Origin of the sequence: Maricaulis parjimensis (assembly GCF_016817355.1) — a bacterium.
Taxonomy (GTDB): domain Bacteria; phylum Pseudomonadota; class Alphaproteobacteria; order Caulobacterales; family Maricaulaceae; genus Maricaulis; species Maricaulis parjimensis.
The window spans coordinates 39,032-51,231 of sequence record NZ_JADOTT010000005.1; the positions used below are offsets into that span (position 1 = coordinate 39,032).

A 12,200-nucleotide genomic window follows, 5' to 3' on the forward strand; every position below is an offset into this window, starting at 1 on the left:
GGCAGCCGAACTTGCGCTCAGGGTTAAGGGCGGATTACCGTCGGTGATGACCGGAACGTCCTGTCCGGCTGTCCCCGGGGACGCGATCATATCCGTTCCCGCTACACGGCGCGCCGGTCGTGTGGGACACAGTCATCATTGTTCAACGGCCAATGAAGGTGCCTTACTCAAAATGACCACGACCAACCAACCGACCCTGAAAGTCGAATTCGAGCTGAACGAAGCTGATCTCGACTTCTTCCGTGCCCGTCTCGACGAGGCGCGCGAATCCCTGGGGGCGGCGGATGAGAGCCGGATCCTGGCCGGTGTCGCGGACATGCTGGAAAAGGCCCGCAAGTCCAACCCGCCCGCTTTCGTCACCAAGCGTCTCGACCAGCTCGGCCCGATGCTGGGCATGCTCGATGATGATGACTGGAAGCTGGAAGGCGATGACCGCAAGGCCGTCATCGATGCCCTGGCCTATTTCGCGGACCCGGAAGACCTGATCCCGGATGCCACGCCGGTTCTGGGCTATGTCGATGATGCGATCATGATCGACCTCGTCGCGGCCAGCCTGTCAGCGGAACTGGAAGCCTATTCCGACTTCATCGCCCACCGCGAAGAGCTCAAGACCGAGCCGAAAGCCGATCTTCCGAGCCTGGATGAAGCGCGCAATGTCATGCAGTCCCGCATGCGCCGTCGCCGCCTGCGTTCCAAGGCCGGCGCGAAATGGCCGCACTCGACGGGCAGCGTCCATCACTATTTCTAGGGCCCGGCTTTCTAGAGCCCTGTCCTAGACAGCCCGAATGGCCGGTCGGCGGGTTTTCAGGAACTCGCCGACACTGCGTGCGGCCTGGCGGATGCGTTGCTCATTCTCCACCAGGGCGAGGCGCACAAAGCCCTCGCCATGCTCGCCGAAACCGACGCCGGGTGCCACGGCGACCCCGGCTTCCTTCATCAGCTCGATCGAGAATTCCAGTGAGCCCATCTCCTCGCAGCCTTCCGGCAGCGGGGCCCAGGCGAACATGGAGGCTTCCGGCGAGGGGATGTTCCAGCCGGCGCGGCCGAAGCTCTCCACCAGCACATCGCGGCGGTGCTTGTAGATGCGGCGGGTCTCGTCGACACAATCCTGCGGACCGTCCAGCGCAGCACACGCCGCCACCTGGACCGGCGTATAGGCGCCGTAATCCAGATAGGATTTCACCCGGGCCAGGGCGCTGACCAGCTTGGGTGAGCCACAGGCAAAGCCGACGCGGAAACCGGCCATGGAATAGGTCTTGGACATCGAGGTGAACTCGATCGTTCGCTCCTTGGCACCCTCGACCTGCAGCATGGACGGGGTCGGCTCATCGCCGAAATAGATCTCCGAATAGGCCAGGTCCGACAGGATCAGGAGGTCATGTTCTTCCGCGAAGGTCACGACCTTCTTGTAATAGTCCAGCGTCGCTGTTTGCGCCGTCGGATTGGACGGGTAGCAGACCACGACCGCGATCGGCTTGGGAACGGTATGGCGCACGGCATATTCCAGCCCGCGCAGATATTCCTCCGGCGAAGGCGCGGCGACATGGCGGATCGTGCCGCCGGCAATCAGGAAGCCGAATGTGTGGATCGGATAGGAGGGTGAGGGGGCCAGGACGACATCGCCCGGCGCCGTGATCGCCTGGGCCAGATTGGCAAAGCCTTCCTTGGAGCCCAGCGTGACGATGACCTCGCTGTCCGGATCGAGATCAACATCAAAGCGGCGCTTGTAATAGCGCGACTGGGCCTTGCGCAGTCCGGGAATGCCGCGCGAGGAGGAATAGCCATTGGTGCGCGGCTTCTCCGTCGTCTCCTTGAGCTTGTCCAGGATGTGCTGCGGCGTGGGCAGGTCCGGATTGCCCATGCCGAAATCAATGATGTCCGCCCCCGAGGCCCGCAGCTCGGCCTTCAGGCGGTTCACTTCTTCGAAAACGTAGGGCGGCAGGCGCTTGGTGCGGTGAAATTCCATCGTTTGATCCGGCATGCTCGAATTATCTCCCACTTACACACGCTGAAGGCCCAGCTTCAAGAGCTTAGCGGCAGAGTGAGGTGTCATTTCGGATGCATGGCGGCAGAAATGGGGCTTTTGGGGGGTGCGGAGGGTGCGGGCTGCCATCCTCCTTCTCCCTTGGGGAGAGGGTGGCGCGCATGCGCCGGGAGAGGGGGAAATCCCGGTGCTGGCAGATGATCACGCAGACTTCGCCGTCCCCCCTCATCCGCCCTGCGGGCACCTTCTCCCGAGGGAGAAGGGGAGCTTCCCTTTGCCTGTCAAAGAGAAGCGGGGACGAGTGTCGCAAGCCATGACACGTCCTTCAAACCCCACTAACCTCCGCCGCAAACAGGGGAGAAAAACATGTTTCAATCCATGATGACGCCCGTTCTGGGCCTGGTGTGCTGGACGCTGGTGATGTGGCTGTGGATGTATGCCACGCGGATTCCGGCGATGCAGAAGGCCGGGATCGATGCCGGCAAGATCCAGCAGAAGGGTGAGCTGGATGTCCTGCCGATCGAGGTGAAGCGGATCGCGGACAATTACAATCACCTGCACGAACAGCCGGTGATCTTCTACGCTTTGTGTGTCTATTCCCATCTGGTCGGCGTGGCCGATGAGCTGATGGTGATGCTGGCCTGGGGCTATGTCGCCCTGCGGGTCGCCCACTCGCTGATCCAGGCCCTGTGGAATTTCGTGCCGGTGCGCTTCCTGGTCTTCATGCTCAGCTCTGTCGTGCTGATCGTGATGACGGTGCGGAACGTTCTGGCGGCGCTGTAACAGCCCGTCAGGATTTTCTTCGCTCGCGCTTGGTGCTAACCGAAGCCCATGCACGCACCCGAAGCCCGACTCTCCCAGGTCATCGACCGGTTCGAACAGGTGGAAGCCCGCCTGGGCGCCGCTGGCGATCCCGATGAAATCGTCAAACTCTCCAAGGAACACGCGGAGCTCAAGCCGGTGGCCGAAAAGGCCAGCGAGCTGCGCGCTGCGCGTCAGGAACTGGATGATCTCGCCGAGATGATGGAGGGCGGCGACGCCGAAATGGCGGAGATGGCGCGCGAGGAATATTACGAGCTCAAGGAGCGCCTGCCGGAACTCGAGCACGAAATGTCCCTGCTTCTCCTGCCCAAGGACAAGGACGATACCGCCGACGCCCTGATCGAAATCCGCGCCGGGACCGGTGGGGATGAGGCCGCCCTGTTCGCGGGCGATCTCTATGGCATGTATCAGCGCTATGCCCAGCTGCAGGGCTGGAGCTGGGAATTGGTCTCCGCCTCCGAGGGCGAGCATGGCGGCTATAAGGAAGTCATTGCCGCCGTGTCCGGTAATGGCGTGTTCGGGCGTCTGAAGTTTGAAAGTGGTGTCCACCGCGTCCAGCGGGTTCCGGCAACGGAAAGCCAGGGCCGCATCCATACCTCCGCCGCCACGGTCGCGATCATGCCGCAGCCGGAAGAGGTCGATTTCGATCTCGATATGGGCGAGGTGCGCGTCGACACCATGCGGGCCTCCGGGGCCGGCGGCCAGCACGTCAACAAGACGGAATCGGCCGTGCGCATGACGCACTTGCCGACCGGGATCATGGTCGTGTGTGCGGAGAAGTCCCAGCACCAGAACCGTGCCCGCGCCCAGGAACTCCTCAAGGCCAAGCTCTATGACATGAAGCGCGAAGCCGAGGCGGCTGAACGCGCGGCCGAGCGCAAGGGCCAGATCGGGTCCGGCGACCGCTCCGAGCGGATCCGCACCTATAACTATCCGCAGGGCCGTGTCTCTGATCACCGCATCAATCTGACCCTCTATAATCTCGACAAGATCGTGGCCGGGGATGAGCTCAATGAGGTGATCCAGGCGCTGATCGCGGAAGACCAGGCTGCCCGTCTGGCAGCGCTGGAAGACGCCTGATCCATTGTGACCGGGCCGTCGGACAGCAACGGGCCTTTCGACAAGCTGGTCGGTGATGCCCGGGCGGAATTCGACCGGGCCGACAGCAAGCCCTTGCGGGAAGCCTGGCTGGGGCTCGACCTGCCGGCCATCCGCATCGATCTGGTCAAGCGTCTGCTGGATGCCGGGATTGAAGAGGCGGAGATCGAGACCCGCCATCTGCTCACCCACATTCTGGCGCCGGCCAGCCTGGCCGAAGCCCTGGCCGATCCGGCCCTGGTGTCCTGGCAGCGTGTGGCGCATCTGGCGGATCTCGCCTGGGAGCGCCTCAAGCGCAAACCGCTCAGCCAGGTTCTGGGCAGTCAGCCCTTCTGGACACTGGACCTGATCGTCACCGGGGATGTCCTGACGCCGCGTGCGGATACCGAAACCCTGGTCGACACCGTGCTCAACGCGCGCAAGGACGGGGCGCTGGACGTGCTGGATCTGGGCACCGGGTCCGGCGCCATTCTCCTGGCCTTGTTGAGCGAACGTCCGGACTGGCGGGGGGTGGGCGTGGACCTGTCTTCCGCAGCGCTCGCCGTGGCTCGCAGGAATGCCGAGGCCTGCCAATTGGCCGGTCGGGCGCGTTTTCTCGAAGGGCGCTGGGCGGACGGTCTGGCCGATCAGTCCTTCGATATCATTGTCTCCAACCCGCCCTATATCGTGTCCGATGTGATGACCGGCCTGGATCCGGAAGTGCGCGATTTCGAACCGGCTCTGGCGCTGGATGGCGGGGCCGACGGGCTGGAGGCCTATCGGGCGATTCTCGCTGACCTGCCGCGTATCCTCCGTCCGGGCGGGCTGTTCGCCTGCGAGATCGGCTATGATCAGGGCGCATCGGTTTGCGACCTGGCAGCCGGGGCAGGTCTGGCCGGGGTCCGTGTCGTCGCAGACCTCGCCGGACAGGACCGTGTGGTCATCGGATACAACAGTTAAAAGGACTTGGAATGCGCGGCGGGGGAGTCTAGGGTCCCTTCAAGGCAGGTGGATCGCGCCAGTACGGGGGTCTCGCGCAGCCGGATAAACCACCTGCCCGTATCCGGTAAATTTGACGATCCCCAGACTGAATGGCGCACAGGCTTGCACCTGCCAACGCACAGCAAGGTCAGAGCAATTGAAACAGCGTCGCTCAAACAGGGATAGCGATATGAAGCGTCAACGCGGTCGAGGGCGTAAGTCCGGCAATCCGGCAAACCGCAGCTATGAGAGCAATGGTCCGGAAGTGAAAATCCGGGGCAACGCATCCCAGATCTACGACAAATACCTGCAACTGGCGCGGGACGCATCGTCCGCTGGTGACCGGGTGCGTGCAGAGAATCTCTACCAGCACGCCGAACACTATTACCGCATCGTCCAGGCCAACCAGCCCAAGCGTGATCCGAACCAGGATGACAATGATGATGTCGAGGCCAATGGTGAGGGCGAGGACGGGGAAATCACGTCCGAAGACAACAGCCAGGGCGACGGTCAGTCCAATAATCGCCGCAGCCGCGATCGCAATGACCGGGGCCGTGGCCGGAGCCGTCAGCCGCGCAATAATGACGCGGAGAAGGACGATCCGCTCGGTGTTGTGACGCCGGAAGGTGAAGCCGCCGCCGACGCCCCGTCTGCCGCTCCGGATGGCGAAGCGTCAGAAGAAGACGCCCCGCGCCGCCGCACGCGTCGCCCGCGCCGTACCAAGGCCGAGATCGAGGCTGACAAGGCGGCTGCCGCTGCCGCGCTCGACAATGCCGGTGCGGCTGCCGATGGCGACAGCAAGGACGGTTCGGACAGCGAAGCGGCCTAGGCCGGTTCAGCATCACCGCAAAACAGGGATGGCAGGCTTGGCCCGCCATCCCTTTTTTGTGCCTAGGCGGTGGCGGGCTTCGGAATGAGGCCGAAGCGATAGCCGCGCGTGCGCGCCGTCTGGGTCAGCACGATCAGGGTCAGGCCCAGCATCAGGACTTCCGCTGTCGGCCCGGCCACCCACACCCCCCATTCACCCAGCCAGACCGGTAGGGTCAGGGTCAGCGGGATGGCGAAGAGATAGGTCCGCGACAGGCTGAGAATGGCGGCGCGCGGCGCATCCCCGATCGCCTGGAAATGCGTCGAGATCATCACGGCCGGTCCGGCCAGGACATAGGCGGCGACGATGACCGGCAGGATGCGGCCCACCTCGGCGATCACGGCCGGGTCCTCCACAAACATTCCCGCAAGCGCCTGCGCCCCGAAATGGAAGATGGCTTCGGCACTGGCGGCATAGAACAGGCCGCAGATCACGCCGAGGCGCAGGCTCTGTGCCACACGGTCCTGACGACCGGCCCCGTAATTGTTGCCGATCATGGCCTGCAGGGCCTGCGCCATCCCCATCAGTCCGAGAAAGCTGAAGGAGAGCAGGCGCATGGCGATGCCATAGGCGGCGACCACGGTCTCATAGCTGTCTCCGGATGTGGCCTGAACCATGATGATGATCGTGCCGGACCCCAGGGACAGACCCAGGAAGGACAGGCTTTGCGGGGCGCCCAGGGCCAGGAAGGATTTCCATCCGGTCCGCCAGGCCGTCCAGGGCAGGGCGAAGGCCGGCAGGGGTGTTTCGCCCCGCATCCGGAAAATCAGGACAATGACCAGGCCGACGGCCTGGGCCACCGCACTGCCGATTGCGGACCCGGCCACGCCCCAGCCCAGTAGCGCAATCAGGACATAGTTCAGCGCAATATTGGCGACGGTGACCAGGACACCGATCCCGGCCATGAAACCGACCCAGCCTTCCACGCGCAGGGCGGTGGTCTGCAGGCCGACAGCAAAGGCGAGCGGGGAGGCGATCACGGTGATCAGCAGATAGCGATAGCCCGGTTCGGACAGGTTCTCCGATCCGTTCGCCGCCAGCGCCACCAGCGGCGCGCCGCCGATCAGGAAGAGGAAAAGCAGGATGAGGCAGGTCAGCGCGCTCAGCCCGTGCGCACCGGCAAAACTGGCGCGGGCTGCCTCCAGATCCTCAGCGCCCAACTGGCGGGCCATCACGCTGGCCATGCCATTGGCGACCAGTGAGGCAAGGGCGACGAAAATCATCACCAGGGGAAACATCAGTGTGACACCGGCCAGCGCGTCCGGACCGACAAACCAGCCCAGGAAGATCGCGTCGACGACAGTGAAAAGCCCGTTCACGCTCATCAGGAAAACGATCGGCAGGGCCGTCTTGAAAAACAGCGGCACAATGGGCGCATGGGTATAGTCGGCCATTCGGCCGTGACTTTGTGACATGTCAGCCGTCCTCATCCCGCTCCGCTTTGGCGGCGCGGATTGTCTCTGCACACATGGGCCAGTTTCGGGGCTCGCATTACCGGGGCCCGGGCAGAGTGTCTGTGATGTGAGAAAACAGGTTTCACCGGACAAAGTCTGCGAACGGCGGGCACCCTTGAGCCCATGCATCGGGGTTAAGCCCCGATCCCTCAGCCGTCAAGCAAAACCGGAGCTCCGGAGCTCAGCGTCCCGTCCGTCAGCACGCTCAGATAAATCCCGCAATCCATGTGGCCATAATGGTCGAACAGGGCTTTGGGCAGGTCGATATCGCGGATGCCGGTCTGCAGATTGACGCTGGTCGCCGCACAGCGCCGGATCCGGCTTTCGGCGCGCAGCCGGATATCCCCGATCGCGATCTCCTGGCCGATCCAGTCGAATTCCGACCAGGCCGGCAGACCGTCGATCAGGAGATTGCCGCGAAAGCGGACCGGATCGATGGCGTGACCGGTCTTCTGTGCGAGGTCGCGGACCGAGGCGAGATTGATCAGGGAAATGTGCGGCTGGGAGATGTCGGTCATGGCCTGACCCGGCGCATGGACGATGCGGAGCCGGCCGCGCACCTGGTCGCCCAGAAGCGCCTCGATCCGCTCGAACAGGGGGGCATGCGTGCTGGCGTCATCCAGCGTGACGGAAATCGCGTGTCCTTCCGGGAAGTTGCAGCGAAATTCACAAGAATGCGCGATGAATTCACACGCGATGCGCGCCAGTTCCGCCTGTCCGGCCAGCATCAGGAAATGCTTTTTCTTCACATGGCCCGGCTCTTGCGGGTTGAAGGGGCCGGGCCCGTTTTCAATGGCCCAGGACCGGTCATGGGGCAGGGTTTCACCCGCGGTCAGCTCGACCGTTTCGAGGATATCCGGGCCAAAGCCTTTGACGGGAAAGCGGTGGATGGCAGCGAGTTGTGGCATGATGGACAGGCTTTATCGGGACTCGGTCAGAATGTCGCGGCTGGTGCTCTTGTGTGACATGGGTGCAACACCTACATGCCAGTCAGACACCGTGCTGGCCGTGCTTGATGAAGGCGGTTTTCGGCACGTTATCTCGCCACTATCGGGAGATCGACATGGATTTTGAAACCTATACGGACCGGGCCCGGTCCATTGTCCAGGCCGCTCAAGGCCTGGCCCTGAAATCGAACCATCAGCAATTCGCGCCCGAGCATGTGCTAAAGGCGCTGCTGGATGATGAAGCCGGCCTGGCGGCCAATCTGATCGAGACGGCCGGTGGCCGTGTGCGTCAGGTTCAGGACGCCGTGGACCAGGCCCTGGCTGCCCTGCCCAAGGTGGAAGGCGGCGAAGGCAAGCTCTACCTTGCCCCGGACACGGCCAAGATTTTCGGCGCGGCTGAGGAAGCCTCCAAGAAGGCCGGTGACCAGTATGTCACCGCCGAACGCCTGCTGCAGGCGATCAGCCTGACCGCCGGCAACAAGGCCGCCGATGCGCTGAAAGCCTCCGGCGTAACGCCGCAAGCCCTGAACAGTGCGATCAATGATCTGCGCCAGGGCCGCACGGCGGACAGCCAGTCGGCTGAAGACAGCTATGAAGCCCTCAAGAAATATGCCCGCGACCTGACCGAGGTGGCGCGCGAAGGCAAGCTCGACCCGGTGATCGGCCGTGACGAGGAGATCCGCCGCGCGATCCAGGTCCTGTCCCGCCGCACCAAGAACAACCCGGTTCTCATCGGTGAGCCGGGCGTCGGCAAGACCGCCATCGCGGAAGGTCTGGCCCTGCGCATCGTCAATGGCGATGTGCCGGAAAGCCTGAAGGAAAAACGTCTCCTGGCGCTGGATATGGGCGCGCTGATCGCCGGTGCGAAATATCGCGGCGAGTTCGAGGAACGCCTGAAATCCGTGCTCAATGAGGTGCAGTCGGCCAACGGCCAGATCATCCTCTTCATCGACGAGATGCACACCCTGGTCGGTGCCGGCAAGACGGATGGCGCGATGGACGCGTCCAACCTATTGAAGCCGGCCCTGGCGCGCGGTGAGTTGCACTGTGTCGGTGCCACGACGCTGGATGAGTATCGCAAGCATGTGGAGAAGGACGCGGCCCTGGCCCGTCGCTTCCAGCCGGTCATGGTGGAAGAGCCGACGGTGGAAGACACGGTCTCCATCCTGCGCGGTCTGAAGGAGAAGTATGAAGTGCACCATGGTGTGCGCATTGCCGACAGCGCGATTGTCGCTGCGGCCAATCTCTCCAACCGCTACATCACCGACCGTTTCCTGCCGGACAAGGCCATCGATCTGATGGACGAGGCCGCCTCGCGCCTGCGCATGCAGGTCGACAGCAAGCCGGAAGAGCTCGACGAGATCGATCGCCGCGCCATCCAGCTGAAGATCGAGGCGGAAGCGCTCAAGAAGGAAAATGACGACGCCTCCAAGGAGCGCCTGAAAACGCTCGAGAAGGAGATCGCCGAGCTGGAAGGCCGGTCAGCCGAGCTGACCGCGGCCTGGCGTGCCGAGAAGGACAAGCTGGCCTCTGCCACCACGCTCAAGGAAGAGCTGGAGCGGGCCCGCAATGAGCTGGCCGATGCGGAACGCCGCGGTGATCTGGGACGGGCGTCCGAGATCAAGTATGGCCGCCTGCCGGAGCTGGAGCGCAAGCTGACCGAAGCGGAAACCGAGGCCGATGGTGCGGATGGCCAGATGGTGCAGGAAGTCGTCGATGACGAGCAGATCGCCCATGTCGTCTCGCGCTGGACCGGTGTGCCGGTCGACAAGATGCTGGAAGGCGAGCGCGACAAGCTGCTGCGCATGGAAGACAGTCTGCACAAGCGGGTGGTCGGCCAGGATGCTGCCCTGCAGGCCGTGTCGGACGCGGTGCGCCGTGCCCGGGCCGGTCTGAAGGATCCGGCGCGTCCGATCGGCTCCTTCCTCTTCCTGGGCCCGACGGGTGTCGGCAAGACCGAGCTCACCAAGGCGCTGGCGGAATTCCTGTTCGACGACGAGTCGGCGGTCACCCGCATGGACATGTCGGAATACATGGAGAAGCACTCCGTCGCCCGCCTGATCGGCGCGCCTCCGGGCTATGTCGGTTATGACGAGGGCGGGGCCCTGACCGAGAGCGTCCGCCGCCGGCCCTACCAGGTCGTGCTGTTCGACGAGATCGAGAAAGCCCACCCGGATGTCTTCAACGTCCTGCTGCAGGTCCTCGATGATGGCCGGCTGACGGACGGGCAGGGCCGTACGGTCGACTTCCGCAATACGATCATCATCATGACCTCCAATCTGGGGGCCGAGCATCTGCAGCTGGTTGATAATGCCGAGGATGCCCGCGACGCGGTGATGGGTGCGGTCCAGCGTCACTTCCGGCCGGAATTCCTGAACCGGATCGACGAGGTCATCCTGTTCCGCAAACTGGCGGAAGAGCATATGGGTGCGATCGTGGACATCCAGATCAAGCGCCTGGCCAAACTGCTGGAAGATCGTCGCATGACGATCCAGCTGGACCCGGCGGCCCGCGACTGGCTGGCGGCCAAGGGTTATGACCCGGCCTATGGGGCGCGTCCGCTGAAGCGCGTCATCCAGAAAGAGCTGCAGGACCCGCTGGCCCGCATGCTTCTGGAAGGCGAGATCAAGGATGGTGACACGATCACGGTCGGATCCGAGGACGGTGTCCTGGTCGTCAATGGCAAGGCCATCGGCGCCAAGAAACCCAAACTCGAAATCGTCGAGTAACAGAGACGGGGCGGGCCATCAGGTCCGCCCCGTTTCGTTTGTCTAGAGCCGCAATTCCAGATGCGGCCGTCCATCGGAGGTTTTCGACGCGGAGCGGCCATCGCGGTTGACGGTGCCGTTGATCCGTTTCCGGAAGGCCGAAAAACTCTCGAAGGTGACGACATCCACCGCCTCGTCGAGATCGAGGGTGAGGCGGTAGTGCGCGCCGTCATTGAGCTGGGTCAGCGCTTTCACCTCGGCCGAGAAATCCTGGCCCAGATAGGCACCGGATACTTTCGCGCCCACATGGAGCGGCGTGGCCGGACGATTGCCGGCCGCCGCGTGAAGCGTGTTCCAGTCCCGGCAGCCATACTGGCCGGCGATCAGTTCCAGCGCTTCGGAATGGGAGATGAAATTGCCCTCGGCTTCGAGGGATTTGCGCAAGCGTTTGGCCTGGGCCTTCAGGGCCGCAAGCGGGGGCAGGGGGGTATTCGACATGGTCTTCAGCCTCATGCAATCAGCATGCGGTCTTCTCGATGGGGCCCGCCTTGCCATCTCGCCGCACGATAATCGCTGTGGCAAAGATCAGTCTTCAGGAGATTTCACCATGGCTTGCGCCTGCGGGCGGCCGGTATCTCCCAAACCGTTTGCGCCGTGTAGCGCGGCGTGAGGGGCGGGTCAATCGCGGGATTGAGGGATTGGGATGTTTCAATTCCCACCGTCATCCCCCGGCTTGTCCGGGGGACCTCGCCCAACAAGCAGACAGGTTAGCGCAGGTCCCCCGGATGCCCTTCGGGCACCGTGGGATGACGGATCAAATGGTTTGAAACGCCCTTTTCAAAGCCGCCTGATCATCCCCATCCAGCCCCGCCAACAGCGTCCGGATGCGCTTCGACAGGGCTTGATAGGTTGCCTCGAACGCGACCCGGCATTCGGCGTCATCCTCGATATAGGCCGGGTCCTGCAGCCCCCAATGGGCTTTGACCGGGGCGCCCGGCCAGACAGGGCAGACCTCGGCGGCGGCGCTGTCGCAGACGGTGATGACGGCATCAATGCGCGGGGCATTTTCGACGGTGAATTCATCCCAGGACTTTGAACGCAGGCGGTCGATGGGATGGCCGTGGGCCTTGAGGGTTTCCAGCGCAACAGGGTGGGGCTGGCCCTTGGGTTGGGAGCCGGCGGAGAAGCCTTGCAGGCGGCCTTCGCCGAGCGCGGTGACCAGGACTTCGCCCAGGATGGAACGGGCGGAATTGCCGGTACACAGGATGAGAATGTTCAACATGAAAACGTCCGGGTCAGAGGAAGTTTGCCTCTAACCCGGACACGCCGTCATTTCAATATTCAATGAAGTGTTTTGGA

11 protein-coding genes are annotated in these 12,200 nt (G+C 63.4%); 6 read left to right on the forward strand and 5 right to left on the reverse strand.

Annotated features, from left to right (window positions below):
• Positions 1 to 172 precede the first annotated feature (172 nt).
• Positions 173 to 748 (forward strand): YkvA family protein, encoded by a 576-nt coding sequence (locus I0K07_RS09650; RefSeq protein ID WP_203292808.1) that lies wholly within the window; start codon positions 173 to 175, stop codon positions 746 to 748.
• A gap of 24 nt (positions 749 to 772) precedes the next feature.
• On the opposite strand, the gene I0K07_RS09655 is transcribed toward I0K07_RS09650, so the two are convergent.
• Entirely contained in the window at positions 773 to 1,981 is a 1,209-nt protein-coding gene (locus tag I0K07_RS09655; RefSeq protein WP_203292810.1) for an LL-diaminopimelate aminotransferase, read from the reverse strand.
• Between the two features lie 369 nt (positions 1,982 to 2,350).
• On the opposite strand from I0K07_RS09655, the gene I0K07_RS09660 reads away from it, so the two are divergent.
• The 4 genes from I0K07_RS09660 (at position 2,351) to I0K07_RS09675 (ending at position 5,693) form a co-directional block, all read left to right on the forward strand.
• Positions 2,351 to 2,767 carry an MAPEG family protein gene (locus I0K07_RS09660; RefSeq protein ID WP_203292812.1) on the forward strand — a complete coding sequence of 139 codons (417 nt, stop codon included), beginning with the start codon at positions 2,351 to 2,353 and terminating at the stop codon, positions 2,765 to 2,767.
• A gap of 48 nt (positions 2,768 to 2,815) precedes the next feature.
• Positions 2,816 to 3,886: a peptide chain release factor 1 gene (prfA, locus tag I0K07_RS09665; protein ID WP_203292814.1), complete on the forward strand. Its 1,071-nt coding sequence runs from the start codon at positions 2,816 to 2,818 to the stop codon at positions 3,884 to 3,886.
• A 6-nt stretch (positions 3,887 to 3,892) separates the two neighbouring features.
• Positions 3,893 to 4,843 (forward strand): peptide chain release factor N(5)-glutamine methyltransferase, encoded by a 951-nt coding sequence (prmC, locus tag I0K07_RS09670; RefSeq protein WP_338041054.1) that lies wholly within the window; start codon positions 3,893 to 3,895, stop codon positions 4,841 to 4,843.
• A gap of 211 nt (positions 4,844 to 5,054) precedes the next feature.
• Positions 5,055 to 5,693: a DUF4167 domain-containing protein gene (locus I0K07_RS09675; RefSeq protein WP_203292816.1), complete on the forward strand. Its 639-nt coding sequence runs from the start codon at positions 5,055 to 5,057 to the stop codon at positions 5,691 to 5,693.
• 62 nt (positions 5,694 to 5,755) lie between these two features.
• Here the strand turns inward: I0K07_RS09675 and I0K07_RS09680 are convergent, their stop codons facing one another.
• Together I0K07_RS09680 and I0K07_RS09685 are read right to left on the reverse strand one after the other, a co-directional pair.
• Positions 5,756 to 7,147: an MATE family efflux transporter gene (locus tag I0K07_RS09680; RefSeq protein ID WP_203292818.1), complete on the reverse strand. Its 1,392-nt coding sequence runs from the start codon at positions 7,145 to 7,147 to the stop codon at positions 5,756 to 5,758.
• A gap of 188 nt (positions 7,148 to 7,335) precedes the next feature.
• Entirely contained in the window at positions 7,336 to 8,094 is a 759-nt protein-coding gene (locus tag I0K07_RS09685) for an MOSC domain-containing protein (protein WP_203292820.1), read from the reverse strand.
• A 155-nt stretch (positions 8,095 to 8,249) separates the two neighbouring features.
• Between I0K07_RS09685 and clpB the strand changes: the two genes are divergently transcribed.
• Positions 8,250 to 10,862 (forward strand): ATP-dependent chaperone ClpB, encoded by a 2,613-nt coding sequence (gene clpB, locus I0K07_RS09690; RefSeq protein WP_203292822.1) that lies wholly within the window; start codon positions 8,250 to 8,252, stop codon positions 10,860 to 10,862.
• A gap of 42 nt (positions 10,863 to 10,904) precedes the next feature.
• Here clpB and I0K07_RS09695 read toward each other — a convergent pair whose 3' ends face one another.
• Positions 10,905 to 11,339 (reverse strand): glyoxalase superfamily protein, encoded by a 435-nt coding sequence (locus I0K07_RS09695; RefSeq protein WP_203292824.1) that lies wholly within the window; start codon positions 11,337 to 11,339, stop codon positions 10,905 to 10,907.
• Positions 11,340 to 11,655: 316 nt separating this feature from the next.
• A complete protein-coding gene (locus I0K07_RS09700) occupies positions 11,656 to 12,123 on the reverse strand; it encodes an arsenate reductase ArsC (protein ID WP_203292826.1) in 468 nt (155 codons plus the stop codon).
• Positions 12,124 to 12,200 lie beyond the last annotated feature (77 nt).